Below are 25,808 nucleotides of genomic sequence, written 5' to 3' on the forward strand. Positions count from 1 at the left end.
GCGTCACCTTACCCACTGCACCAGGCTCGTGCCCCAGCCCTCCGACACGCCTTCCGGCAAGACCGCCAGCGACTATGACTTCACCGAGCAGGTGGGCCACCTGCTGCGGCGCGCTTACCAGCGCCATGTGGCGATCTTCCAGCAGACCATCCCGGATTCACAGCTGACCGCGGCGCAGTTCGTGGTGCTGTGCGCGGTCAGGGACCGCCAGCCGTGCTCGATGAACGAGGTGGTGCGGGCGACCGCGATCGACCAGGCCACCGTGCGGGGCATTATCGATCGCCTGAAGTCGCGCAAGCTGATTGCGGTGTCGCACGATCCCAACGACCGGCGCAAGGTGGTGGTGACGGTCACGCCCGACGGGCTGGCACTGATCGATGAGACCGTGCCGTTCGCGAAGGATATCTCGGAGCAGACCTTTGGCAGCCTGAACCCGGCCGAGCGCGTGGCAGTGACTTACCTGCTGCGCAAGATGAGCGAGATCGACGAGGGAAATGGCGGCGCCTGAGCCGGCGCCGCTTTAAGCCGGGGGTCGCCTCAGCGAGCCTGCAGCGCCGCCAGCACTGTCTCAGGCACGAACGGCGGCCGCCTCAGCCGCACCCCCAACGCATCGAACAAGGCATTGGCGATCGCCGGCGCGCCCGGCAGCGAGGCCGATTCGCCCGCGCCCAGCGGCGGCTCGGACTGGCGCGGCATCAGCACCACGTCTATCGGCGGGATTTCCGGGAAGGTCAGCAGCGGATAGCTGCCCCACTCGCGGCTGGCAACACCGTCGGCATCGAAGCGCACCTGTTCCTTCAGCACGCGGCTGAGCGTCTGCACCACGTTGCCGTGGATCTGGTGGCGCACGCCGTCGGGGTTGACCATCATGCCGGTATCCTGCCCCACCACCACTTTTTCGATGGTGATGCGGCCGGTGGCGGCGTCTACCGCCAGATCCACCACCCATGCGGCCCAGGCCGCGCCAAATCCCGGGAAACGGCTGTGGATATAGCGGGCGTAGGCCACGCCCCGGCCGTGCAGCCGGCCATCGGCATCCGCCGCGCCGCGCGATCCGGCCGCGCCCCGCTGCCAGCCGGCCGCTTCGGCCACGGCATGCAGCAGCGCCGCGGCCCGTTCATCGGGCAAGTGCCGCAGCCGGAAATCCACGGGATCCACACCCGCCTCGGCCGCCAGTTCGTCGATCACGCACTCATGCGCAAACGTATTAGGCAGCGCCGACACGCCACGCAGCCATGAAGCGCGCACGATCGCGGGCGTGTCGTCACAGCCGATCCGGCGCGCGCCATAGGCATACGGCGGCACGGCGGTGCGATCGCCCATCTCCAGCGTGCGCGGCGCATTGGGCACGGCACCGGTCAGTACCAGCGCCAGCGTGGGCGCATCGTTGGACGGGTAGCGGCTGGTGAAGTCATAGGCAAGCAGCGCGCCGTCCGGCCCCACCGTCGCACTGACGTCCATCAGCTGGGCCGCGCCCTTGGGCTCCCACAGGTGCTCCTGCTCGCGCGACAGCTGCACGCGCACGGGGCGCCCGACCGCACGCGACAACAGCGCGGCATCGGCGCACACATCGTCGGCGCAGTTGCGCCCGTAGCAGCCGGCGGCTTCCATGCGCACGATCTCGATGCGGTCCTCGCCCAGCCCGCACAGCTTTGCCAGGTCGATACGCAGCACATGCGGGTTCTGCGTGCCGGACCAGACCGTCAGGCCATCGTCATGCCAGTCGGCCACGGCGCATGACGGGCCGATGGAGCCATGCATCTGGTATGGCCACACGTAGCGCCGCTGCAAGGCCGTGCCGATGCCGCTTGCCGGCAGCCCGCCTTCGCACAGCAGCTCGCGCCGCGTGGCCGGGTTGGCGCGCAGCGCGGGCTCGGGATCGTCCAGCGCGGGCAGCGGCGGCACCGGCTTCCAGCGCACGCGCAGCCGGCGCGCGGCCAGCACCGCGTACTCCTCGCGCTCGGCCACCACGCCGACAAAGTCGCCCTGCACCACCACATCGACCAGTCCCGGCACGTCCCGCACGGCGTCGCGGTCGACTTCCAGCAGGCTGTTGCCGACAAAGCCGCCGCTGTCGCGCCCCGCATACGGCGGGCGCACCACGCGGCCGTGCAGCATGCCGGCCACGCGCACGTCGTGGACAAAGGTCAGCGCGCCGCGCGCCTTGTCGGGGATATCGACGCGGCCGGCCGCGCGGCCGACGATGCGGTAGGACTCGACCGGCTTGGTCGGGATGTCGTCTGCGAGCGGCAACTCCACGTGCTCGCCGGCAACCAGCGCGCCGTAGCCGATGCTGGCCTGCGTGCCGGGAACGCGGAAGACGCCGTCCTCTGCCTCTAGCCCGCCGGCCTCGACGCCCAGCTGCTGCGCGGCACGCGCCTGCAGCCACGCACGCGCCTGGGCCGCGGCGCGGCGCAGTGGCAGCGCCGAGATCTGGATCGATGCGCTGGCAATCGTGGGGCCCTGGTTCGGGGTGGCTTCGGTATGGCCCAGCACCATGCGCACGTGCCCGAGCGGCACATCGAGTTCTTCGGCCACGATCTGCGCCAGCGCCGTGCGGATGCCGGTGCCCAGGTCGACGTGGCCGTTGAAGGCCAGCACCTCGCCGCTGTCACGCACGGCGACGAAGATGTCCGGCAGCGCCGGCACGTAATCCGACGCCGCGCCGGGCTGGCCGGGCGCCGGCCGCGCCGCCGCCTGCGGGGCGCGCGTCACCAGCAGCACGCCGGTCGCCTGCAGCAGCGCCAGCCGCAGCGTGCGCGGCGTGGCGGCGTCGGCCTGTGCCGCGGGTTGCAGGTTGGTTGCCGTCATCGTTCTTCCATCTCCTTCACCGGCTGTGGCCCGGGGCGCCGCTATACTGCAAGCCAACAGTGAAACAGTTCAACCATCGACCATGACGATCACGACCGTGCCCAAGCCTGCGCTGAAGCCAACCGCGAAGCGGGCGCCAGCGGGCACGCGGGCCAGGCAAGCGCAGGACAGCCGCGACCGCATCCTGAAGGCTGCCATCAAGGTCTTCGCCCAGCGCGGCTACGACGGCGGCCGCGTCGAGCGCATCTCGTCGCTGGCCAAGACCTACGACCGGATGATCTATTACTACTTCGGCAGCAAGGAAAAGCTGTTTGTCGAAGTGCTCGAGACCATCTACCTGCAGCTCAATGAAGCCGAGCAGAAGCTGGAGCATGACCTCGACGCCGCCGACCCCGTGCGTGCGCTGTCGCAGCTGATCGACTTCGTCTGGCAGTACTACCTGGACCATCCGGAGTTCGTCGCCATCCTGACCAGCGAGAACATGAGCCAGGGCAAGCACGCGAAAAAGTCGGAGCGGCTGCGCGAGATCTCCAGCTACGCGCTGTCGGTGCTCGACGGCATCCTCGCGCGCGGCAAGGCCGCCGGGCTGTTCCGTCCGGACGCGGGCGCGCGCGACGTCTATATGGTGATCGCTTCGCTTGGCTACTTCTACAACTCCAACCATCATACGCTCAGCGCCTTCCTGGGCGAACCCATGATGAGCCCGCCCGCGGTGGCGCACTGGCGCGATGTGATGCAGCAGACGGTGCTGCGCGCGGTGGCCGTGCCCGGCGCGGTGCCGGATGCGGACATGGCGCCGCCGGCCGCGCCGCGCAAGGCGGCACGCGGCAGGCGCGCTGCGGCAGGCTGACGCCAGGCCCGGCCGCATCGCCAGGCCTCAGGCCGCGGCGCGCACGCCGGCAACCTGCGCCAGCGCCTCGTCGCGCGTCAGCACCGTCGCGTACTTCTGCGCCATGTCGAACAGGTTGGCGTCGTGCGGGCCCAGCGCACGGTCGCCCACGCAATCCGACACCACCAGCGGGCGAAAGCCCAGCGACATCGCGTCAACCACGCTGGCGCGCACGCAGCCGCTGGTGACGCAACCCGCCACCAGCAGCGTCTGTACGCCGCGCTGCGTCAGCCACGCCGCCAGCGAGGTACCGAAGAACGCCGACGGCACCGTCTTGCGCACCACCAGTTCGCCCGGTGCGGGCGCCAGTTCCGGCACGATCTGGCTGTTGTGGCCATCCTCCTTCAGCGTGAGCATGCCCGGCACCTTCAGCGTGAAGATGTTGTGGTCGCTGTCGTCGTCGGCGAACACGATGCGGCTGTGCGCCACCGGCCAGCCGTGCTCGCGCGCGGCGCGCAGCAGCGGCTGCGTAGTGCGGATCGCCTCGGGGATATTGCCGCCGCCGAACACCGCCGGATCGGCAAAGCCGTTGACGAAGTCGATGATCAGCAGGCCGTACGGCGCTCGCAGTTCCATGGCTGCGCCAAAGCCCTGGCGCTGGTAAGTCTGCACGGCGTCATCCATGGCGCGCGTCCTTGTAGAGAGAAGCGGCCGGCGCGTGGTGGCCGTCCATCACCTTGCCGCGCACCACCACGGGCTCGCCATCCAGGCTGACGGTGCAGTGGCGCACCGGGATATCGATATGGCAGGCGGTGGTACGGCTGCCGCCGGCTTCGTTGTTGGGGCCGAACGAACACAGGAAGTTGCCCTCGTAGGCGCGCGCGTCCATGCCGATGGTGGCCTCGCGATCGTACATCGCCAGCGCCGACCAGCTGGCGCGCGGCTGCAGGCCCCAGCCGATATGCGACATGGCATAGGCCTCGGGGTCGTTGAACGACGCCATGTAGTCGGCCAGCAGCTCGGCATCGAGCCCGCCTTCGATGCGGCGCACGTAGCCAGCCTCGACCGTGATGCGGATCGGCGCCTGGATATAGGACTTCATCGGCAGCAGGATATCGCCCCGATCTAGCACGATGGTGCCGTTGGTACCGCCTTCGTCCGGCCAGGTCAGCACGAAACCGCTCGGCCAGTGGTCCCAGCGGCCGGGCTCGTCGACAAAGCCGTACTCGCTGATCGCGGGGAACTCGCCCAGGCGGCAGCGCAGGTCCATGCCGGCGTCGGACACGATATGCATCTCGCGCGCCTTGCCCAGCCGCGCGGTCGCGGCCTTGACGCGGGCGCGGTCGGCTTCGGTCGGCACCAGCCGCGCCAGCACTTCGGGCGGCTCCACCGCCAGCAGGATCTTCGTGCCTTGCGCCAGGATCTCGTGCTGCTCGGGCGAGAACAGCAGCGTCATCAGGTCCAGCACCAGGTCGCTGGCCTTGAGCGCGGCAATGGCGGCCGGGTTGCCGGTCAGCGGCGTGGTGCCCAGATAGGCCAGCGCGTCACGGCTCAGCGCTTTCTCGCCATTGACCGGCGGCAGGTCGAGCCGGTTGACGATGGCCCCCATCGATGCCGCCGCCACCATCGCGGTGCGCAGCGTCTGCGGATGCGTGGCGGCGCCGGTCAGCACGGTGACGGTCTGTCCCGGCTCCAGCTTCGACAGCGTCAGCACCTGCTTCCACGCCGCGGTCAGGTCGTAATCGCTTACGGGCATGTTCGCTCCATTATCAGTTCAGCGCCGCACCGAGGAAGTCGCCAAAGGCGCGGTAGAAGCCGGCCTCGTCGTCCCACGGGATCATGTGGCCGGCATTGGCGACATGCGCAACCAGCAGTGCGGGCAGCAGTGCGGGCAGCAGCTTGCGCATCTCCTGCACGTCGTGGTCCCGGATCACGTCGCCACGGCCCGCGGTCATCAGCAGGGCCGGCACGGCGACGTGCGGCAGGTCGGCGTGGATGTCGTCCTCGTGGAAGCCATTGAAGCTGGCCAGGATCGCGCGCTCGTCGCACGTATGCAGCCATTGCGCGCGCAGGCGCAGCTGGTCCTCGGTCCAGGTCGGGCAGAAGCGGCGCATGCCTTCCACGTCGATGCCCTGCTGCGCCAGCCGGATCGAATCGATGTACCACGGCAGCTGCGACGGATACGGGCGGCGGCCGGGGCCCGACACCGGCGGATCGACCAGCACCAGGCGCGTCAGGCCTGCCGGATTGCCGCGCGCGGCGCGGATGCCGATGCGCGCGCCCATCGAATGGCCGACGATGGCGTAGCGCTGCAGCCCGAGCGCCTGTGCCAACGCAACCACGTCGGCAGCCTGCGCATCGAGGCTGTAGTCCAGCTCCGCGCCGGCCTGCGACAGGCCGCGGCCGCGCACGTCGAGCACATAGGTATCGAACTGCCGCCCGAACTGCTCGCCGACAAAGCCCCAGGTCACCGCCGGGCTGGTGATGCCCGGCACGATGATGACGGCATCGCGCTGCGCACGCGCGCCGCCCTGGCCGCCATAGCGCAGGTAGTGCTGGCGGATGCCGTTGGCGTGCACGTTGGCGCCGTAGAGGAAGGTGCTGTCTGCCATGACCGCCTCCTTCAGTACGCGCCCGACAGCAGCGCGCCGGCGCCCGGCACCACCGGCTCCAGCCCGAGCCGCTTGAGCAGCGCGTAGGTGGTGGCGACGGCGGCGGTGACGACGGGCTTGCCGGTCATTGCCTCGACCTTGGCCACGGCCGGCAGCGACGGCATCTGCACGCATGCCGACAGCACGATGACATCGGCGTCGGCCGTGTTCATCTGCGCGACGATCTCCGGCAGCCGCGCCGGGTCATGGCGCCCGACTTCGAGGTTGTCGGGGATCTCCAGCGCGCGGTAGTCGACCACCTCGTAGCCTTCGTTGCGGATGTAGTCGACCACCAGTTCGGTCAGCGGCTTCATATAGGGTGCCACCACGGCAATGCGCTTCGCGCCCATCACCTTGAGCGCATCGACCAGCGCGCCGGCGCTGGTGATCACCGGCGCGTCGCCGCCGTTCTCGGCGGTGTGCGCCTGCAGGCGCTGCTCGGACACGCGGTGGTAGCCGTGGCCCATGGCCATGATCGCCACCAGGCAGGCGTAGCCAAGCACATCGACGCGGGCGTCGCTCAGTTCCACCGCGCAGCGGTCGGATTCGGCGTCCATGGCCGCCAGCTCTTCCTTGACCACCTTCTTCATCCGCATCCGGCTTGAGTGGAAGGTGAAGCGTTCCGGGCGCACCAGCTGGCGCGCGGCCAGCATCGCCGGGATCTCGGTTTCCATGGTGGTGTTGGAGCTCGGCACGATCTGGCCGATTCGGAAAACTTTCTGCACTGTCGACTCCGTATCTGTTTGTCTGTCTACCCGCCTGCCTCGGCCTGGCGGCCCTGCATGCTGCGATTGATTGTAGTGTACACACTTTATCTAGGCAAACAGAATCTGCGGCCTGCGCGACTCACTGGTTCAGTGCATGCTTAATTAACCAATCCCTGTTTTTGCGCATATTTTCACCGATACAGCGCGATGTGTGACCGTCGTCACGTGATCACTAGGGTTTTCCATAGGTTCATCATTTTCTTCTTTTACTTTGACATTTTGAGTGTGTACACTCGTTTTCAACGGTCGGCCGAGTGGCCGCCCCAGCCCCCATCGACCTTGTGTCATTGCCAGGAGAAATAACGTGCAAGGCAAACCGCGAATCGCAGTTGTCGGCGCCGGACTCGGAGGGACGGCCGCGGCCGCCCTGCTGCAGCGTGCCGGCTTCCAAGTCAGGCTGTATGAGCAGGCACCGGCGTTCTCGCGCCTGGGTGCGGGTATCCACGTAGGCCCCAACGTGATGAAGATCATGCGGCGCATCGGCATCGAGGACGCGCTCAACGACATGGGCTGCCACCCCGACTACTGGTACAGCCGCGACGGCCTGACCGGCGAGGTGATCGCGCAGATCCCGCTGGGCGACTACGCGCTGCGCCACTACGGCGCCAGCTACCTGACCGTGCATCGCGGCGACTTCCACAAGCTGCTGACCGACGCCGTGGCGCCCGGCACGCTGTTCTTCAACAAGAAGCTGGAAAGCGTCACCGACCAGGGCGACGTGGTGCAACTGCGCTTCACCGACGGCACGGTCGACGAGGCCGATATCGTGATCGGCGCGGACGGCGTCAACTCGCGCATCCGCGAGACCCTGCTGGGCGCCGAGCCGCCCAAGTACACCGGCTACGTGGCGCACCGCGCGGTATTCCCCATCTCGCGCGTCAAGGGCTTCACGCATGAGCGCTGCACCAAGTGGTGGACCGACGACCGCCACATGATGGTCTACTTCGATACCAGCAAGCTTGACGAGATCTACTACGTCACCGGCGTGCCCGAGCCCGACTGGGACATGAGCAAGAGCTGGGTGCCGAGCAGCATCGAGGAAATGCGCGCCGCCTTCGACGGCTGGCACGAGGGCGTGCAGTCGCTGATCGAAGGCACCGTCGAAGTGACCAAGTGGCCGCTGCTCGAGCGCGACCCGCTGCCGCTGTGGAGCCGGGGCCGCCTGGTGCTGCTCGGCGACGCCTGCCACCCGATGAAGCCGCATATGGCACAGGGCGCCGCGATGGCGATCGAGGATGCCGCCATGCTCACGCGCTGCTTCACTGAAACCGGCGTGGAGGACTTCGCCTCGGCCTTCGCGCTGTATGAGGCGAACCGCAACGAGCGCGCCAGCAAGGTCCAGCTGGTCTCGCACAACAACACCTGGCTGCGCAGCAACGAGAACCCCGACTGGTGTTTCGGCTACGATGTGTTCAACGTGCCGCTGGTGTCGGCCGGGAGCACGCCGCTGTCCGCGGCGGCCTGATCGCCTGACCGACCCTGCCCGCCGCAGCCCCTCACCGAAGGGGCGCGGCGCCGCGATGCGTGATGTTCAACCCGCCCCCAGCCCCCGATGAACACGCCCCGCCCCCTGAAGCTGCAAGTCAACCGCGCCGAGCACACGCTGAGCGTGGCCCCTGACACGCCGCTGCTCTACATCCTGCGCAACGACCTGTGCTGCAACGGGCCCAAGTACGGCTGCGGCCTGGGGCAATGCGGCGCCTGCACGGTGCTGGTGGACGGCATGGCGGCGCGCGCGTGCGTGCTGCCGGTCAGGGCTGTGGTGGGGCACACCGTTACCACGCTGGAAGGACTGGGCACCGCCGCACAGCCAGACCCGGTGCAGCAGGCCTTTATCGACGAGCAGGCCGCGCAATGCGGCTATTGCCTGAACGGCATGATCATGACCACCAAGGCGCTGCTCGCGCAGAACCCCGATCCCGACGAGGCCCAGATCCGCGAGGCGCTGCGCTTCAACCTGTGCCGCTGTGGCACCCACGTGGAAATCGTGCGCGCGGTGCAGCGCGCCGCGGTACTGCAACGGCAGGCCGCCGAGGGAGCGGCATCGTGAAGGAAGGCGTCGTCCCGCAGACCGTCCCCGCCGGCGCCATCGCGGGCAGCATGCCGCCGCCCGCCGCCGACTGCCTGGTGGCCCAGGTGCAGACACCGCCCGGCCTGCGCTGGATCGATGGCAAGCCGCTGGCGGCGCGCCTGCTGGGCGCCGACCGCGAAGCCGCGCTGGCGCTGCCGGGCGTGCGCGCGGTCGTCATCCGCAACAACTTTGCCGGCGTGGCGGCGGATTCGACCGCACACGCTGCCAGCGCATGCCGTGTGCTGCAGGTACGCTGGTCCGCCCCGCCCCGCGCGGACGACGCGCCGGTAGCGCGCCGCGCACTGGCTCGGCGCGGCAACGCCAATGCCGTGCTGGCCAGCGCCGATGCGCGTCAGACGCAGCACTACCAGTGGCCACTGGCCGGCACCCGCAGCGCGGTGTATTGCACTGCGGTCGCCGACTGGCGCGACGGCAGGCTGACCGTGTGGCTGCCGAGCACACGCCCCGGCGCGCTGCGCGCCGAGCTTGCCGCGCTGCTGGGCATTGCACCGCAACAGGTGGCGCTGGTCGGCTGGCAGGCACCCGACGACAGCGCGGATCCCGCGCTGCTCGCGCCGCACGCCGCCGCCGACGCTGCGCTGATGGCCCATGCCACCGGACTGCCCGTGATGCGCCGGCTCTGTGCCGCCGACGTGGGCCTTGCCGATGCCGCGCTCGATGTAGGCGTCGACACCGCGCGGGCCGGTGCCGCCATCGACGCCTACGCCGCAACGCTGGCAGGCACCGCTGCCCCGGCCGTGCCGCTGGCGCTGTGGCTCACGCATACGGCATCGCCGGTGGCGGACGGCATCGATGCCGGCCACGCAAGCGATGCCGCCATGCCGCCGTATCGCATCCCGCATGTCGAACTGGCTGCGGCAGGCAACGCCGCCGCATTCGATGCCGCGCCGCTGCCGACCGCCCGGGCACAGGTGTTCGCGCGGGAATCCCATCTCGACGAGCTTGCCGCCGCCTCCGGCACCGACCCGGTCGCACTGCGGCTGGCGCATCTCGACGATGCGCGCGGCACGGCACTGGTGCGGCAAGTGGCCGAGCGCGCGGGCTGGACGCCGGCTGCGCCGCGCGCCAACACAGGTGCCGGCAATGTGCAGCGCGGCCGGGGCTTTGCCTATGCCCATACCATCGACCACGACGCGGGCCAGAGCTGGTCCGCATGGGTGGCCGAGGTCGAAGTCGACGGCACCACCGGCGAGCTGGCGGTCACACGCGTGACCGTGGGGCATGACAGCGAATCGCTGCCTCGTCCGCAAGTCGCGCCAGCCACGCGCTCGCTGGAGCAGGCCGTGGCCGATGCCGCGCTGCAGCTGACGTCGGCCACGTCGATTTTCGACACCTGGCCGTCCGAGGCACAACCTGCCAGCCAGACGCTGCCAGCCGTGCCAGGCAACGTGCTGCCGGAAATCCGCCTGGCCGGCGCGCTGGCCACCCATGACACGCTGGCAGCGGGGCCGACCGACACCCTGCCCGCCGCCGCGGCCGTGGCCAATGCCATCTACGACGCCACCGGCGTGCGCCTGCGCACCCCGCCCTTCAGCGCCGATCGCATCCGCCTGGCGCTGGACGAGTCGAAGCCCGGCAACCAGCGCAAGAAGCGCGGCTGGATCGCCGCTGCCGCTGCTGCCGCGGCAGGCGTGTGCGCCACGCTGCTGCCGTGGCGCGCACCGATCGCACCGGTGGCGCCGCCCGAGACCGGCTTCTATTCCGCCGCCACGCTCGAACGCGGCCGGCTGGTGGCCGCCGCGGGCGACTGTGCGGTATGCCATACCGCGCCGGGCGGCGTGAAGAACGCCGGCGGCCTGGCGCTGGAGACGCCCTTCGGCACGGTCTACAGCACCAACATCACGCCCGATGCGCAGACCGGCATCGGCAATTGGTCCTTCGCCGCGTTCGACCGCGCCATGCGCGAGGGCATCCACCGCGACGGGCGGCGCTTGTATCCCGCGTTCCCGTACACCGCATTCGCGAAGATCAGCGATGGCGACATGCAGGCGCTGTATGGCTACCTGATGTCGGCGGAGCCGGTGAAATCCGAGGCGCCGCGGACGCAGCTCGCGTTCCCCTTCAACATGCGCCCGCTGCTGGCCGGCTGGAACCTGCTGTTCCATCGCAATGAACGCTTCACGCCGGACCCGTCGCGCTCGGCGCAATGGAATCGCGGCGCCTACCTGGCCGAAGGGCTGGGCCACTGCAGCGCCTGCCATTCGCCGCGCAACGCGCTCGGTGGCGAGCAAGGCGGCCGCCAGTACCTGAGCGGCGGCAGCGCCGAAGGCTGGGAGGCGCCGGCGCTGAGCGCGCTGTCGCATGCGCCGGTGCCCTGGACCGAAGCGGCGCTGTTCACCTACCTGCGCGGCGGCTACGCGCCGCACCATGGCGCCGCGGCAGGGCCGATGGCACCGGTGGTCGAAGAGCTGGCGCAACTGCCTGAAGCCGACGTGCGCGCGATCGCGCACTACGTGGCCTCGTTCGGCACGCCACCGCCCGCGCCGACAGTCCTGGCCGCACAGGCAGCGCAGATCGAGCAACGCAGCGCGCAGGCCGCGCGCACGCTGGGCGGCCCCGGCGAACGCCTGTACCAGAGCGCCTGCGCGGTCTGCCACCAGGCGGACCAGGGCATCGCCCAGTTCGGCGTCAAGCCTTCGCTCGCGCTCAATACGAACCTGCACAGCAAGCTGCCGGACAATGTGATCCAGGTGCTGCTGCAAGGCATGCCGGCGCCGCCCAACAGTGAACTGGGTGCCATGCCGGCCTATGCCGACACGCTCGACGACCAGCAGATCGCGCAGCTGGCGCAGTACCTGCGCGCGCGCTTTGCGCCCGACAAAGCCGCCTGGCAGGACCTGGAGACCACCGTCGCACGCTTGCGCGCGATGCCTGCCCACCAGAACTAACGCAAACCCGCGGGGCCGGCTCGCCGCGCCCTCCGGATCCACGCTGACCGCACATAAGCCGTGCCTGGCAAGGCGCTTCGCCACCGGGCAGGGAGACGTGCACCCCCACGCCGGCGCCAGGCGCGCCACGCGCGGGAAAACCCCGAGGAGGGAAAACGCAATTCGGCCTTGCCCGCCAGTTTCATGTAGCTTACGCTGAACGATCATGTAGTGCGCACTACATGAGTGCCGCATGGCACGCAGCGGTGCCTCCCCGCACAAGGACGGCGCGCCGCAAACGGCGGACGAGACAACAAAACCAGAAGATTGGCCCTTTACATCACCGGAAGCGCTGGCCCGGGGCTTGCATAGTCCACCGCAGCGCCGACCGGGAGACCGGGCCTGGACCAACCAAGGGTAGACAACCAGGAGTGACTATGTCGTATCAGTACCAAGCAGGTGTTGCGAGCGTGCTACCGGGTCAGTTCTAGTCTCGCCAGATTGGAGTAGTCACCACGTTTCGTTGCAAGGCGGTGCGATGGCATCGCGCATCGGTCAGTACCGTCTGGCCCTGCTTCGATAAACGTGTGCGCCCGAGTTCAAGAACCAGCCTATAAAGACAGGTAGACAACATGTCGTCATCAATTTCATCCATGGCAACATCGACAATCCCGGAAGCAACGCTAGGCTCGGCCCCGCAGCCCAGCGCGCGGGCAGCGTCGTCGCAAACCATCACGATCGAGCAAGGTATCCGCGCCGCCGGCGTCGGCCGCTTCCAGTATCGGCTCTTTGTCATATTCGGCCTGGTCTGGCTCGCTGACGCGATGCAGGTTCTGTCGATCGGATTCACCGCGCCGTCGATCGCGGCGACATTCGGCATTCCCGTACCGGCGGCCTTGCAGACCGGGACCATGTTCTTTGTCGGCATGCTGATCGGCGCGTTCGTGTTCGGCCGGCTTGCAGACCGGATCGGCCGCCGGCCGGTGCTGATGATCGCGGTGGTCATCGACGCCATCTGCGGTGTCGCTTCCGCTTTCGCACCGGACTTCCAGTGGCTGCTGTTGCTGCGCTTCCTGACCGGCATCGGCGTCGGCGGCACCCTGCCGGTCGACTACACCATGATGGCCGAGTTCCTGCCGTCGGACCGGCGCGGCCGCTGGCTGGTCCTGCTGGAGTCGTTCTGGGCCGTCGGCACGATCCTGCTCGCCATTCTTGCGCTGATCGCCGTGTCGCGAGGCGATGGTGCCTGGCGGCTGATCTTCCTCGTCACGGGCGTCCCCGCCCTGGTCGGCGTGGTCTTCCGGTTCTTTGTTCCCGAGTCTCCGCTCTACCTGAATAAATCGGGACGCTCGGCCGAGGCGCGCGCGGTGCTTCAGCGTGTCGCCACCGCCAATCGCGTTGCCGTGGAAATTGGCCACCTGGAGCCGCAGCAGATGGAGCGCAAGTCGGTCTTTGCGCTGTTCGAGGCCGGATGCCGGCGCCGCACCATCTGCCTGCTGGCCGCCTGGGCATTGATCTCGATCGCCTACTACGGCGTCTTCGTTTATCTGCCGGTGAAGCTGGCTGGACAGGGCTTTGGCTTCATGCGTGGCCAGGTCTTCCTGATCCTGCTCGCGCTGGTCCAGCTGCCCGGGTTCGCGCTGGCCGCGCACGGCGTCGAGCGCTGGGGCCGCAAGCCGACCCTGATCGGCTTCCTGCTGCTTAGCGCGGCAGGCTGCATGCTCTACAGCCTGGGCCAGTCCACTGCGCTGGTGGTCGGCTCGACCCTGCTGATGAGCTTCTCGCTGCTCGGTACCTGGGGCGCTCTCTATGCCTTCACGCCTGAGGTGTATCCGACGGATCTGCGGGCCAGCGGGATGGGCACTGCCGGTGCGATGGCACGCTTTGGTGGCCTCTTCGCGCCTTCCATCATTGCACCGATCATGGCCAGCCAGTTCACCCTGGCCCTGGCGCTGCTTTCGTCATTTCTTGCCGTGGCGGCGATCGCCATCTTCATGGTGGATATCGAGTCGAAGAACCGCGCGCTGGACTAGAGCACAGCACCATCGAGTCCGTCGGCGGTCCCAGCAGTCGGGGGGCCCGCCGATGGCGCTGGCCTGGTGGGTTTCGCAGGGCCACAGGCAGGGCGGCCGGCTTCCATTACAATCCGGCTGCAACGGCGCGGCGCGCTGGTCCACCCGACCTCGCCGCCCGCCTCACCCGCTTGTCCCTATCCCGCCGAGCTCTCGCCGCCAGCCATGAAACAAGATCCGCGCTTTCCCAACCTGTTCATCCTCGACCACCCGCTGATCCAGCACAAGCTTTCGCACATGCGCGACAAGGAAACGTCGACGCGCACCTTCCGCGAACTGCTGCGCGAGATCACGCTGCTGATGGGCTACGAGATCACCCGCAACCTGCCCCTGACCACGCGCCGCATCGAAACGCCGCTGGTGGAGCTGGACGCCCCGGTGATCGCCGGCAAGAAGCTGACCATCGTGCCGGTGCTGCGCGCGGGCGTGGGCATGAGCGACGGCCTGGTCGAGCTGATCCCGTCGGCGCGCATCGGCCATATCGGCGTGTACCGCGACGAGCAGCACCGCCCGGTGGAATACCTGGTGCGCCTGCCCGCGCTGGAAGACCGCAGCTTCATCCTGTGCGATCCGATGGTGGCCACGGGCTATTCCGCCGCGCACGCGGTGGAAGTGCTCAAGCGCCGTGGCGTCAAGGACGAGGCCATCACCTTCGTCGCGCTGGTGGCGGCCCCGGAGGGCGTGGAAGTGTTCCAGAAGGCGCATCCGGGCGTGAAGCTGTTTGTCGCCTCGCTGGACAGCCACCTGGACGGCGATGCCTATATCGTGCCAGGCCTGGGCGATGCGGGTGACCGGCTGTTCGGCACCAAGAACTGAGTCCCGGGCCTTGCGCGGGCTTGACCGGCCTCAATAGGCCGCGCGCCGTGGCTCCCTACACTGACGGCAGGCGCTGGCGGTTCTCCGCCGGCACATGCCGTCAACTCACAGGGAGCCAACCATGGAAGCCATCAAGATTCTGTTCAGCACCAGCACCGGCCTGATGAGCCTGGGCGTGATCGTCTTCATCATCGGCATGGGCTGGTTCTTCGCGCGCTTGTTCGCGCGCAAGATGCGCGAGGACGCGGCGGCCGCCAAGGCGCAGCAACCGGTGCAGCGCCGCTAAAAAAAAAAGCCGCATCGCGCGGCCCTTTCTGTCAATCCGGGTCTTTTACTTCTTCTTGCCCAGCAGGCTCCCCAGCACCCCGCGAATCAGCTCGCGGCCGACCTGCGAGCCCACCGTGCGCGCGGCCGACTTGGCCATCGATTCCAGGATCGAATCGCCGCGGCCGGTCTTGCCGGTGCCCTTGGTCAGCGTGCCGAGGATCTCGCCAGCCGTTCCCAGCCAGCCGCTGCCCTGCTCACCCGCGGGCTGCCCCGCCGGCGCGCTGCCAGCGCCCTTGCCATTGCCGCCCGCCGCCGCATTGCCGCGCAGCTTTTCATAGGCGGATTCGCGGTCAATGGTCTTCTCATAGGTGCCCGCCACCAGCGAGTTGGCGATCAGCTGCTTGCGCTCGTCTTCCGTGGCCGGCCCGATGCGGCTGCCCGGTGCCAGCACCCAGGCGCGCTCGGTCACGCAGGGCGTGCCCTTGGCGTCGAGGCACGACACCAGCGCCTCGCCCACGCCCAGTTCGCCGATGGCGGTTTCCAGGTCCAGCTTTGGGTTGGCGCGCATGGTGGTGGCCGCCACCTTGACCGCCTTCTGGTCGCGCGGGGTAAACGCGCGCAGCGCATGCTGCACGCGGTTGCCCAGCTGGCCCAGCACGGTGTCGGGGATATCGACTGGGTTCTGCGTGACGAAGTACACGCCCACGCCCTTGGAGCGCACCAGCCGCACCACCTGCTCGATCTTGTCGAGCAGCGCCTTGGGCGCATCGTTGAAGAGCAGGTGGGCCTCGTCGAAGAAGAACACTAGCTTGGGCTTGTCCAGGTCGCCGGCCTCGGGCAGCTTCTCGAACAGTTCGGACAGCATCCACAGCAGGAAGGTGGCGTACAGCCGTGGCGCGTTCATCAGCTTGTCGGCAGCCAGGATATTGACCACGCCCTGGCCCTGCTCGGTCTGGATGAAGTCTTCCAGGTTCAGCATCGGCTCGCCGAAGAACACGTCCGCGCCCTGCGATTCCAGGGCGATCAGCCCGCGCTGGATCGCGCCGATCGAGGCGGCCGAGATATTGCCGTATTCGGTGGTGAACTGCGCGGCGTTGTCCCCCACGTATTGCAGCATCGCGCGCAGGTCCTTGGCATCGAGCAGCAAGAGGCCGTTGGCGTCGGCAATGCGGAACACCAGGTTCAACACGCCCTGCTGGGTGTCGTTCAGCTCCAGCATGCGCGACAGCAGCAGCGGGCCCATGTGCGAGACCGTGGCCCGCACCGGGTGGCCCTTTTCGCCGAAAACGTCCCACAGCGTGGTCGGGCACGCGCCCCATGCCGGCTCCGGCAGGTTCAGTTCGGCCAGGCGCTGCTTGAGCTTGTCGGACGGCTGGCCGGCCTGGGAAATGCCGGTGAGGTCACCTTTGACGTCCGCCATGAAGACCGGGACCCCCAGGCGCGAGAAACCCTGCGCCAGCGTCTGCAGCGTGACGGTCTTGCCGGTACCCGTGGCGCCGGTGATCAGCCCGTGCCGGTTGCCCATCTGCGGCAGCAGCACCAGTTCATGTTCGGCGTTCTTGGCGATGAGGATGGGGTCGGCCATGATATTCGTGGGTTCCGTATGCGTCTGGTGGGATCTGGCGGATCCGGGCGGCGCGGGCAGGCCCGCGTGATAAAATCCTGGGCTGATTATAGCCAGCCGCCAGGCATATCCGTCACCTGGCGCGCGCTGTCCGAGGGCTTTGCTGCCCCGGCCACGGCGCGCATGGCGACCCCGCACAACATCACCGCAGATCACCGCATTCCGCTTCGGAGAGAATCATGGCCGGTCACTCGAAATGGGCCAATATCAAACACAAGAAAGCCGCCGCTGACGCCAAGCGCGGCAAGATCTGGACCCGCCTGATCAAGGAAATCACCGTGGCCGCCAAGCTTGGCGGCGGTGATGTCGACTCCAACCCGCGCCTGCGCCTGTCGATCGACAAGGCCATGGACGCCAACATGCCCAAGGACAACATCCAGCGCGCGATCCAGCGCGGCGTGGGCGGCATGGAAGGCGCCAACTACGAAGAAATCCGCTACGAGGGCTACGGCCTGGCCGGCGCGGCGATCATCGTCGACTGCCTGACCGACAACCGCACCCGCACCGTGGCCGAAGTGCGCCATGCGTTCTCCAAGCACGGCGGCAACATGGGCAACGAGGGTTCGGTGGCGTTCATGTTCACCCACTGCGGCCAGTTCCTGTTTGCCCCCGGCACGCCCGAAGACAAGCTGATGGAAGCCGCGCTGGAAGCCGGCGCCGACGATGTCGTCACCAACGACGACGGCTCGATCGAAGTCACCTGCCCGCCCAACGATTTCCCGGCGGTCAAGGCTGCGCTGGAAGCCGCCGGCTTCAAGGCGGAAGTGGCCGACGTGGTGATGAAACCGCAGAACGAAGTCAGCTTCAGCGGCGACGACGCGGTCAAGATGCAGAAACTGCTCGACGCCCTGGAAAACCTGGACGACGTGCAGGAAGTCTTCACCAACGCAGTGATCGAAGACTAAAACAGAGTAACAAGCCCCCTCGGCGGCAGCCCGGCTCCACAGATCCAAGCTGCCGCTTTTTGCATGCGTTTCTTTTCTGGCAGTGGATCATGAAAGTATTGGTTGTCGGCTCGGGTGGACGTGAACACGCGTTGGCCTGGAAATTGGCCCAGTCCCCCAAGGTGCAGGTGGTGTATGTCGCGCCGGGCAACGGCGGGACCGCGCTCGACAAGCGCCTGCAGAATGTTCCGCTGACCGACCCCGAGGTCATCGCCGCCTTTGCCGAGCGCGAGGGCGTGGCCTTCACCGTGGTCGGCCCCGAGGCCCCGCTGGCCGCCGGCATCGTCGACATCTTCCGCGCCAAGGGCCTGCGCATCTTCGGGCCCACCCAGGCCGCCGCGCAGCTGGAATCGTCCAAGGACTTCGCCAAGGCGTTCATGCAGCGCCACGGCATCCCGACCGCCGCCTACCAGACCTTCTCCGACGCCACCCAGGCCCATGCCTATATCGATGCCCAGGGCGCGCCGATCGTGATCAAGGCCGACGGCCTGGCCGCGGGCAAGGGCGTGGTGGTGGCGATGTCGCTGGAAGAAGCGCACCAGGCGGTCGACATGATGCTGGCCGACAACAAGCTGGGCGACGCCGGCGCGCGCGTGGTGATCGAAGAGTTCCTGGATGGCGAGGAAGCCAGCTTCATCGTGCTGGTCGACGGCAAGAACGTGCTGGCGCTGGCCACCAGCCAGGACCACAAGCGCCTGCTGGATGCCGACGCCGGCCCCAACACCGGCGGCATGGGCGCGTATTCGCCCGCACCGGTGGTCACGCCCGCGCTGCATGCGCGCGCGCTGCGCGAGATCATCCTGCCGACCGTGCGCGGCATGGAAAAGGACGGCATCCCGTACACCGGCTTCCTGTATGCCGGCCTGATGATCGACAAGGACGGCAACCCCAAGACGCTGGAATTCAACTGCCGCATGGGCGACCCTGAAACCCAGCCGATCCTGGCGCGCCTGAAGACCGACCTGGTCGATGTGATGGAGCATGCCGTCAACGGCAAGCTCGACAGCATCGAGCTGGACTGGGACCGCCGCACCGCGCTGGGCGTGGTGATGGCCGCCTACGGCTACCCCGACAGCCCGCGCAAAGGCGATGCCATCACCGGCATCCCGGCGGAGACCGACGACAGCGTGACCTTCCACGCCGGCACCACGCTCAAGGACGGCACCCTGCTGACCTCGGGCGGGCGCGTGCTGTGCGTGGTCGGCCTGGCCGACACCGTCAAGGCCGCGCAGCGCGCCGCCTATGCCGCGGTCGAGCAGATCCGTTTCGACGGCATGCAGTACCGGACCGACATCGGCTACCGCGCCATCAAGCGCTGATCCTGTCCGGGAAATGCCCCTCCCGACCGGCATGGCCAACCCGCCTTGCCGGCCTGCTTTGGACCTGCGCGACCCGCCCGCGGCCCCAGCCGGTACAATCGTGACAACGCTGTGACGCACCCGGCAGCCGGCAAGGTTGCCGGGCCGCCCCCAGCCCGGTCCATCCGCTTTCCGCCAACCATGATCGATTCCCAGGCAGTCCGTGCCTATCTGCTCGGTCTGCAAGACCGCATCACCGATGCCATCGGTGCCATCGACGGCCAGCCGTTCCTGACCGACGCCTGGGAAAAACCGCCCGCCGAACGCCTGCGCGGCAGCGGCCGCACCCGCATCCTGGAAGGCGGCGCGGTGATGGAGCGCGCCGGCGTGGGCTTCTCGCACGTCAGCGGCGACACCCTGCCGCCGTCGGCCACGGCCAACCGGCCGGAACTGGCCGGGCGCAGCTTCGAGGCCACGGGCGTGTCGCTGGTGTTCCACCCGCGCAATCCCTACGTGCCCACGGTCCACATGAACGTGCGCTGCTTCCTGGCGGTCAAGCCGGGGGCGGAACCGGTCTGGTGGTTCGGCGGCGGCATGGACCTGACGCCTTACTACGGCGACACCGGCGACTGCACGCACTTCCACCGCACCTGCAAGCAGGCGCTGGCGCCCTACGGGGACGACCTGTACCCGCGCTTCAAGCAGTGGTGCGACGAGTATTTCTTCCTGCGCCACCGCAACGAAGCGCGCGGCGTGGGCGGGATCTTCTTCGACGATTTCTCGGCGCTGGGCTTCGAGCGCAGCTTTGCCATGATGCAAGCGGTCGGCGACGCCTTCCTGGAGGCCTACCTGCCGATCCTGCAGGCGCGCAAGGACACCCCCTACGGCGAACGCGAGCGGGCCTTCCAGGCCTACCGGCGCGGGCGCTACGTCGAGTTCAACCTCGTGTTCGACCGCGGCACGCTGTTCGGCCTGCAGTCGGGCGGACGCGCCGAATCCATCCTGATGTCGATGCCGCCGCAGGTGACCTGGCGCTATGACTGGCAACCGGAAGCGGGCAGCGCCGAAGCGGCGCTGTACTCCGATTTCCTGCCGGCGCGCGACTGGGCCTGACGGCTGACCTATGGCCAATCCTGCGCAACACCGCAAGCCCGCTGCCAACGGCGGCGAACCGCCCCAGGCTCAAGCCGTTCGCCCCTATCGCCTGGGTATCCTCGGCGGCACTTTTGATCCACCCCATGTCGGCCACCTGGCGCTGGCGCGGCTATGCATCGAACACCTCGCGCTGGACGAGCTGGTGTGGATCCCCACCGGCCAGTCGTGGCAGAAAGGCGACGACGTGACGCCAGCCCTCGACCGCCTGGCCATGACCGAACTGGCCGCCGCGGCGCTCGGCGACAGCGGCGCCAGGGTCCGCGTGAGCCGCATGGAAGTGGACCGCGCCGGCCCCAGCTACACCATCGACACCGTGCGCCAGCTGCGCGCCGAATACGGCCCCGAGGCCTCGCTGTGCTGGCTGATGGGGGCCGACCAGCTGCTGCGCCTGCACACCTGGCACGGCTGGCAGGAACTGTTCGAGCATGTGCACTTGTGCACTGCCACACGGCCGCGCTTTGCGCTGGCAACGCTGGAGGGTCCGGTGCTGGCAGCACTGGCCGAGCGCCAGGCCGACACGCACCTGATACAATGCACGCCCTCCGGCCGGATGTGGATCGACCAGACGCTCGCCGTCGACCTGTCTTCCACCCATCTGCGCCAGCGGCTGGCAGCCGGCCAGCCGGCAGATGACCAACTGCCGCCCGGCGTGGCACACTACATCGCCAGCCACGGGCTGTACCGCAACGCCCCGGCCAGGGCATGACCGGGGCTGACCCATCCCGGCGCCCACCCCCAACCGATCTCAGCTGAACAAGAAGACACCATGGATATTCGTAAACTGCAACGCGCCATCGTCGACGGCCTCGAGGATGTCAAAGCGCAGGACATCAAGGTGTACGACACCAGCCACCTGACCGAGCTGTTCGACCGGGTGGTGATCGCCAGCGGGACATCCAACCGCCAGACCAAGGCGCTGGCAGCGTCGGTGCGGGATACGGTGAAGGAGGCCGGCGGCCATATCGTGGCGGTCGAGGGCCTGGAAACCGGCGAATGGGTGCTGGTCGATTGCGGCGATGCCGTGGTCCACATCCTGCAGCCGCAGTTGCGCCTGTACTACAACCTGGAAGAAATCTGGGGCGACAAGCCGGTGCGCATGAAGCTGGCCACCGGCACCCGCGGCCTGGCCAAGGCCAGCGAGCCGATGGACGATGATGAAGACGAAGCCCCGGTGCGCACCGTGCGCCGCGCCAGCAACCTGCGCCCCGCACTGGCCCGCCTGCCCGAAGGCATGAAGGAGCCGTCGCCGCCGATGGGCCATGAGGACACCGACGCGGACGCCATCGCCACCATCCGCAAGCCGGCCCGCAAGGCCGCGACCAAGACGGCAGCCACCAAGACCGCCGGCACCCGCGCCGCCGCGCCGCGCAAGACCGCCGCCGGCACCACCGCGCGCAAGACCGCGACCAAGACTGCAACCAAGACCGCGGCCAAGAAGGCGCCGAGCAAGACCGCCGCAGCCAAGAAGGCGCCGAGCAAGCGCACCACGCGCTCGGCCTGATTCCCGGCGCGCGGCCGCCCCGGGCGGCCGTGCAGCATGACAGCCCCAAATGCAACTGGTGATCGTGGCCGTCGGCCACAAGATGCCCGGCTGGATCGAAACCGGCTTCAGCGAGTACGCCAAGCGCATGCCGCCCGAGCTGCGCATCGAACTGCGCGAGGTCAAGCCCGAAACCCGCTCGTCCAGCAACAACGCCGCCACCGTGATGCAGCGTGAAGCCGCGCGCATCGAGGCGGTGCTGGGCTCGCTGTCGAAGCAGTGCCGCATCGTGGCGCTGGATGAGCGCGGCCGCGACTTCACCACCGTGCAACTGGCCGCGCAGCTGACCGACTGGCAGCGCGAGGGCGGCGACGTGGCCTTCCTGATCGGCGGCGCCGACGGGCTCGAACCGGCCCTGAAAGCCCGCGCCAGCACGCTGATCCGGCTGTCCAGCCTGACCCTGCCGCACGGCATGGTGCGCGTGCTGCTGGCCGAGCAGCTGTACCGCGCCTGGTCCGTCACGCAGAACCACCCCTATCATCGGGCCTGATCCCGGCTGTCGCCGGAAGGCCCCTCCGCCGCGATGCCCGACACCCTGCACGACTATCTTTACCTCGCCTCCCAGAGCCCGCGCCGCCGCGAGCTGCTGACCCAGCTCGGCGTGCGCTACGAACTGCTGCTGGCCGATGACGACGAGGATGCCGAAGCGCTCGAGGCGGTCCAGCCCGGCGAAACCCCCGACGACTACGTCCAGCGCGTGTGCGCACTGAAGGCCGAAGCCGCGCTGCGCCGCCGCGAACGCCGCGCGCTGCCCGATGCGCCGGTGCTGACCTCGGACACCACGGTCTGCCTCGGTGGCCGCATCCTGGGCAAACCCGCCGACGGCGCCGATGCCGCGGCCATGCTGGGCGCGCTCTCGGGCAGCACCCACCGCGTCCTGACCGCCGTGACCATCGTGTCGACCACAGGCATGCGGCATGCGCTGTCGATTTCCGAAGTCACCTTCCGCCCCATGCAGCCCGCCGAGATCGAGCGCTATGTCGCCAGCGGCGAGCCGCTTGGCAAGGCCGGCGCCTACGGCATCCAGGGCCGCGCGGCCGAGTTCGTGGAACGGATCGCTGGCAGCTATTCAGGTATCATGGGCTTGCCCTTGTTTGAGACGGCGGCGTTACTTCGGCAGGCCCATCTGCAGTTCTGAGCCGCGCCTTCCGTGCCCAGACAAGACCCGGCCCCCGCGCCGGGCCACCCTATACAGCCGGGCCACCGGTGACGCGTTTCACCCGCTATGACTGAAGACATCCTCGTCAACATCACGCCCCAAGAGACCCGCGTCGCCATCGTGCAGCAGGCCGCCGTCCAGGAACTGCATGTCGAACGCACGCTGACGCGCGGGCTGGTCGGCAATATCTACCTGGGCAAGGTGGTACGCGTGCTGCCTGGCATGCAATCGGCCTTTATCGACATCGGCCTGGAGCGCGCCGCCTTCCTGCACGTGGCCGACATCTGGCATCCGCGCGACGCCGACCGCAACAATTCCACCCCGCAGCAGGCCATCGAGAAGACCCTGTTCGAAGGCCAGGCGCTGATGGTGCAGGTGATCAAGGACCCGATTGGCACCAAGGGCGCGCGGCTGTCCACGCAGGTGAGCATCGCCGGGCGCACCCTGGTGTACCTGCCGCAGGACCCGCATATCGGCATCTCGCAGCGCATCGAGGGCGAAGTGGACCGCGAGGCGCTGCGCAGCCGCGTGCAGGGCCTGGTGCCCGCCGACGAGCGCGGCGGCTTTATCGTGCGCACCATCGCCGAGGAAGCGACCGACGAGGAACTCGGCAACGACATTGCCTACCTGCGCAAGATCTGGGGCACGATCCGCCAGAACGCCACCACCCTGCCCGCGCCCAACCTGCTCTACCAGGACCTGAACCTGGCCCAGCGCGTGCTGCGCGACTTCATCAATGACGCCACCGGCGTAATCCAGATCGATTCGCGCGAGAACTACCAGATGCTGCTGGAGTTCGCCAAGGAATACACCCCGGCGGTGCTGCCGCGGCTGTCGCACTACACCGGCGAGCGCCCGATCTTCGACCTGTTCAATATCGACGCCGAGATCGAGAAGGCGCTGTCGCGCCGGGTGGACCTGAAGTCCGGCGGCTACCTGATGATCGACCAGACCGAGGCGATGACGACCATCGACGTCAACACCGGCGGCTACGTGGGTGCGCGCAACTTCGACGACACCATCTTCAAGACCAACCTGGAGGCGGCGCACACCATCGCGCGGCAACTGCGGCTGCGCAACCTCGGCGGCATCATCATCATCGATTTCATCGATATGGAAAACGCCGAGCACCGTGACGCGGTACTGTCCGAACTGAAGCGCGCGCTCTCGCGCGACCGCACCCGCATCACCGTCAACAGCTTCTCGCAGCTCGGCCTGGTCGAGATGACGCGCAAGCGCACGCGCGAGTCGCTGGCGCACGTGCTGTGCGAACAATGCCCGGTCTGCCAGGGCAAGGGCCAGGTCAAGACGCCGCGCACGGTGTGCTACGACATCCTGCGCGAGATCATGCGCGAATCGCGCCAGTTCAATCCGCGCGAGTTCCGCATCCTGGCCTCTCAGGAAGTGATCGACCTGTTCCTGGAAGAAGAAAGCCAGCATCTGGCGATGCTTGGCGACTTCATCGGCAAGCCGATTTCGCTGCAGGTGGAATCGACATTCCACCAGGAGCAATACGACATCATCCTGATGTGAGCGATGTCAGCGCCTGACGGCGCCTGCATGCCGTCCCCATGGACTCGGGGATGGCCCTAGTCCTATTCCAGTGGCGATCCGCTATAACTAAGCCAATGTAGTCAGCGGCGTCCGCCCGGATGCCGCGCCCGGCTTGTCGCCCCTGCCCTGTGCAAGGTGCGGCGCGGCCGGTCGGCAAGCGAGGAGTCCGGCATGAACGCCACGAATCAAGGGGCCTGTCTGCTGGCCCTGCTGTTGTCGGTGGCGTGCGCGCCATTGCCGATCGCCAGGCGCACCGGACCGCCACCCCAGGCGAAAGGCGAAGCGCCCGAGGCGCCCAAGGAGCGCGCCACGCCTATCGCGCCCAAGACCATCAATCTTGCCGGCGTCTGCAAGCGCACCGAGGAAGACGGCTTTCGCGAAGACGCGCTGATGGACGTCAGGGCCAACGAGGTGCGCGCGCTGAAATGGAAGCTGTGGGTATCGCGGCGCGGCAGTTGCGAATTCAACCTGGCCGAGTTCCGCCAGGTCCGCGAGACCCCGCACATCGAACTGCAGGCCATCGACGGCAGCCAGTGCAAGCTGCTGGTGTGGCAGGACCCGCGCCGCGTGACGCTGGCCCATGCCCGCTGCGAGAAGCACTGCACGCCGGGCATCTACGAGCAGGCGTGGCCGGTGCTGTTCGATCCCAAGAGCGGAGCCTGCGCCGAGGTGCGCTGAGCCCCTGCAGCGCTGCTTTGCCGCTGCTTTGCCGCTACTTTGCCTTGGGCACCCGGCCCATCAGGTAGAACTCGTCGTTCGGGCGCATGCTGATGGTGTTGGCCATCCGGTTCGACAGGCCGAAGAACGCCGTGATCGCGGCAATGTCCCAGGCATCCTCCTCGGAGAACCCGTGCGCGCGCAGCGCAGCGAAGTCGGCGTCACCCACTTCATGCGACGCCTTGCAGACCTTCATCGCAAAGTCGAGCATCGCGCGCTGGCGCGGCGGGATATCCGCCTTCAGGTAGTTCACCGCGACCTGGTCCGCCACCAGCGGCTTCTTCTCGTAGATGCGCAGGATCGCCCCATGCGCCACCACGCAGTACAGGCACTGGTTGAAGCCGGAAGTGGCCACCACGATCATTTCGCGCTCACCCTTGGTCAGGCCGCCGTCCTTGAGCATCAGCGCATCGTGATAGGCGAAGAACGCGCGGAATTCATCGGGACGGTGCGCCAGCGCCAGGAACACGTTGGGGACGAAGCCGGCTTTTTCCTGGACTTCCAGGATACGCGCGCGGATATCGTCGGGGAGGTCGGCCAGCGCGGGGATGGGGTAGCGGCTGATGGGGAATGCCGTGTCTGACATGATGGTCTCCGGTTGGATTGCGGGTCGGGCCCTGGTCTTCTTATCGTTCCGACCGTTCC

The 25,808-nt window shown here is 68.1% G+C and carries 24 protein-coding genes; 17 read left to right on the plus strand and 7 right to left on the minus strand.

Annotated elements, in window-relative coordinates; genetic code table 11:
* The first annotated feature begins 28 nt into the window (after positions 1-28).
* Positions 29-508, plus strand: a complete 480-nt coding sequence (locus ACZ5MJ_RS13835) for a MarR family winged helix-turn-helix transcriptional regulator (RefSeq protein ID WP_464220032.1) — start codon at positions 29-31, stop codon at positions 506-508.
* Positions 509-537: 29 nt separating this feature from the next.
* Here the strand turns inward: ACZ5MJ_RS13835 and ACZ5MJ_RS13840 are convergent, their stop codons facing one another.
* On the minus strand, positions 538-2,811 hold the full coding sequence (locus tag ACZ5MJ_RS13840) for a xanthine dehydrogenase family protein molybdopterin-binding subunit (RefSeq protein ID WP_464220033.1): 2,274 nt from the start codon (positions 2,809-2,811) through the stop codon (positions 538-540).
* A gap of 82 nt (positions 2,812-2,893) precedes the next feature.
* Between ACZ5MJ_RS13840 and ACZ5MJ_RS13845 the strand changes: the two genes are divergently transcribed.
* Positions 2,894-3,661, plus strand: coding sequence for a TetR/AcrR family transcriptional regulator (locus ACZ5MJ_RS13845; protein ID WP_464220034.1), 768 nt, complete (start codon positions 2,894-2,896; stop codon positions 3,659-3,661).
* A gap of 27 nt (positions 3,662-3,688) precedes the next feature.
* On the opposite strand, the gene ACZ5MJ_RS13850 is transcribed toward ACZ5MJ_RS13845, so the two are convergent.
* Genes ACZ5MJ_RS13850 through ACZ5MJ_RS13865 form a run of 4 tightly spaced genes read right to left on the minus strand, consistent with a single transcriptional unit; the run spans position 3,689 to position 7,016 of the window.
* Positions 3,689-4,324, minus strand: coding sequence for an N-carbamoylsarcosine amidohydrolase (locus ACZ5MJ_RS13850; RefSeq protein WP_464220035.1), 636 nt, complete (start codon positions 4,322-4,324; stop codon positions 3,689-3,691).
* The gene (locus tag ACZ5MJ_RS13855) at positions 4,317-5,396 is read right to left on the minus strand and encodes a M29 family metallopeptidase (RefSeq protein WP_464220036.1); all 1,080 of its coding nucleotides are present in this window, start codon (positions 5,394-5,396) and stop codon (positions 4,317-4,319) included. The genes ACZ5MJ_RS13850 and ACZ5MJ_RS13855 overlap by 8 nt, the downstream gene beginning before the upstream one ends.
* Before the next feature lie 13 nt (positions 5,397-5,409).
* Complete coding sequence (locus ACZ5MJ_RS13860; protein WP_464220037.1) at positions 5,410-6,252, minus strand: alpha/beta fold hydrolase; 843 nt, start codon at positions 6,250-6,252, stop codon at positions 5,410-5,412.
* A gap of 11 nt (positions 6,253-6,263) precedes the next feature.
* The gene (locus ACZ5MJ_RS13865; RefSeq protein WP_010812897.1) at positions 6,264-7,016 is read right to left on the minus strand and encodes a maleate cis-trans isomerase family protein; all 753 of its coding nucleotides are present in this window, start codon (positions 7,014-7,016) and stop codon (positions 6,264-6,266) included.
* 346 nt (positions 7,017-7,362) lie between these two features.
* Here ACZ5MJ_RS13865 and ACZ5MJ_RS13870 point away from each other — a divergent pair, with 346 nt between their 5' ends.
* From ACZ5MJ_RS13870 to ACZ5MJ_RS13895, 6 genes are all read left to right on the plus strand, one after another.
* Positions 7,363-8,523, plus strand: a complete 1,161-nt coding sequence (locus ACZ5MJ_RS13870) for an FAD-dependent monooxygenase (RefSeq protein WP_432259532.1) — start codon at positions 7,363-7,365, stop codon at positions 8,521-8,523.
* 87 nt (positions 8,524-8,610) lie between these two features.
* Positions 8,611-9,108 (plus strand): (2Fe-2S)-binding protein, encoded by a 498-nt coding sequence (locus ACZ5MJ_RS13875; protein ID WP_432259531.1) that lies wholly within the window; start codon positions 8,611-8,613, stop codon positions 9,106-9,108.
* 50 nt (positions 9,109-9,158) lie between these two features.
* The gene (locus ACZ5MJ_RS13880) at positions 9,159-12,038 is read left to right on the plus strand and encodes a c-type cytochrome (protein ID WP_464223724.1); all 2,880 of its coding nucleotides are present in this window, start codon (positions 9,159-9,161) and stop codon (positions 12,036-12,038) included.
* A 611-nt stretch (positions 12,039-12,649) separates the two neighbouring features.
* Complete coding sequence (locus tag ACZ5MJ_RS13885) at positions 12,650-14,050, plus strand: MFS transporter (RefSeq protein WP_464220040.1); 1,401 nt, start codon at positions 12,650-12,652, stop codon at positions 14,048-14,050.
* A gap of 204 nt (positions 14,051-14,254) precedes the next feature.
* Positions 14,255-14,905, plus strand: a complete 651-nt coding sequence (gene upp / locus ACZ5MJ_RS13890) for a uracil phosphoribosyltransferase (RefSeq protein ID WP_464220042.1) — start codon at positions 14,255-14,257, stop codon at positions 14,903-14,905.
* 121 nt (positions 14,906-15,026) lie between these two features.
* Entirely contained in the window at positions 15,027-15,191 is a 165-nt protein-coding gene (locus ACZ5MJ_RS13895; protein ID WP_464220043.1) for a DUF3149 domain-containing protein, read from the plus strand.
* Between the two features lie 45 nt (positions 15,192-15,236).
* Here ACZ5MJ_RS13895 and ACZ5MJ_RS13900 read toward each other — a convergent pair whose 3' ends face one another.
* Positions 15,237-16,757: a helicase HerA-like C-terminal domain-containing protein gene (locus ACZ5MJ_RS13900; RefSeq protein ID WP_464220044.1), complete on the minus strand. Its 1,521-nt coding sequence runs from the start codon at positions 16,755-16,757 to the stop codon at positions 15,237-15,239.
* A 218-nt stretch (positions 16,758-16,975) separates the two neighbouring features.
* Here ACZ5MJ_RS13900 and ACZ5MJ_RS13905 point away from each other — a divergent pair, with 218 nt between their 5' ends.
* From ACZ5MJ_RS13905 to ACZ5MJ_RS13945, 9 genes are all read left to right on the plus strand, one after another.
* Positions 16,976-17,701, plus strand: coding sequence for a YebC/PmpR family DNA-binding transcriptional regulator (locus ACZ5MJ_RS13905; protein ID WP_464220046.1), 726 nt, complete (start codon positions 16,976-16,978; stop codon positions 17,699-17,701).
* An 89-nt stretch (positions 17,702-17,790) separates the two neighbouring features.
* The gene (gene purD, locus ACZ5MJ_RS13910; protein WP_432259526.1) at positions 17,791-19,059 is read left to right on the plus strand and encodes a phosphoribosylamine--glycine ligase; all 1,269 of its coding nucleotides are present in this window, start codon (positions 17,791-17,793) and stop codon (positions 19,057-19,059) included.
* A 180-nt stretch (positions 19,060-19,239) separates the two neighbouring features.
* Positions 19,240-20,151: an oxygen-dependent coproporphyrinogen oxidase gene (gene hemF / locus ACZ5MJ_RS13915; protein WP_464220048.1), complete on the plus strand. Its 912-nt coding sequence runs from the start codon at positions 19,240-19,242 to the stop codon at positions 20,149-20,151.
* Between the two features lie 10 nt (positions 20,152-20,161).
* Complete coding sequence (locus ACZ5MJ_RS13920) at positions 20,162-20,899, plus strand: nicotinate-nucleotide adenylyltransferase (protein ID WP_464220050.1); 738 nt, start codon at positions 20,162-20,164, stop codon at positions 20,897-20,899.
* Between the two features lie 60 nt (positions 20,900-20,959).
* On the plus strand, positions 20,960-21,694 hold the full coding sequence (rsfS, locus tag ACZ5MJ_RS13925) for a ribosome silencing factor (protein WP_464220052.1): 735 nt from the start codon (positions 20,960-20,962) through the stop codon (positions 21,692-21,694).
* Between the two features lie 49 nt (positions 21,695-21,743).
* Complete coding sequence (gene rlmH / locus ACZ5MJ_RS13930; RefSeq protein WP_432259522.1) at positions 21,744-22,223, plus strand: 23S rRNA (pseudouridine(1915)-N(3))-methyltransferase RlmH; 480 nt, start codon at positions 21,744-21,746, stop codon at positions 22,221-22,223.
* 33 nt (positions 22,224-22,256) lie between these two features.
* Positions 22,257-22,871 carry a Maf family protein gene (locus ACZ5MJ_RS13935; RefSeq protein WP_035822261.1) on the plus strand — a complete coding sequence of 205 codons (615 nt, stop codon included), beginning with the start codon at positions 22,257-22,259 and terminating at the stop codon, positions 22,869-22,871.
* Positions 22,872-22,958: 87 nt separating this feature from the next.
* A complete protein-coding gene (gene rng / locus ACZ5MJ_RS13940; protein WP_464220055.1) occupies positions 22,959-24,425 on the plus strand; it encodes a ribonuclease G in 1,467 nt (488 codons plus the stop codon).
* Between the two features lie 192 nt (positions 24,426-24,617).
* Positions 24,618-25,124 carry a hypothetical protein gene (locus ACZ5MJ_RS13945; protein WP_464220057.1) on the plus strand — a complete coding sequence of 169 codons (507 nt, stop codon included), beginning with the start codon at positions 24,618-24,620 and terminating at the stop codon, positions 25,122-25,124.
* A 34-nt stretch (positions 25,125-25,158) separates the two neighbouring features.
* Here ACZ5MJ_RS13945 and ACZ5MJ_RS13950 read toward each other — a convergent pair whose 3' ends face one another.
* Positions 25,159-25,749, minus strand: coding sequence for a peroxidase-related enzyme (locus ACZ5MJ_RS13950; protein WP_464220058.1), 591 nt, complete (start codon positions 25,747-25,749; stop codon positions 25,159-25,161).
* Positions 25,750-25,808: the final 59 nt, after the last annotated feature.

It is taken from the genome of Cupriavidus sp. LA-1, assembly GCF_055385985.1.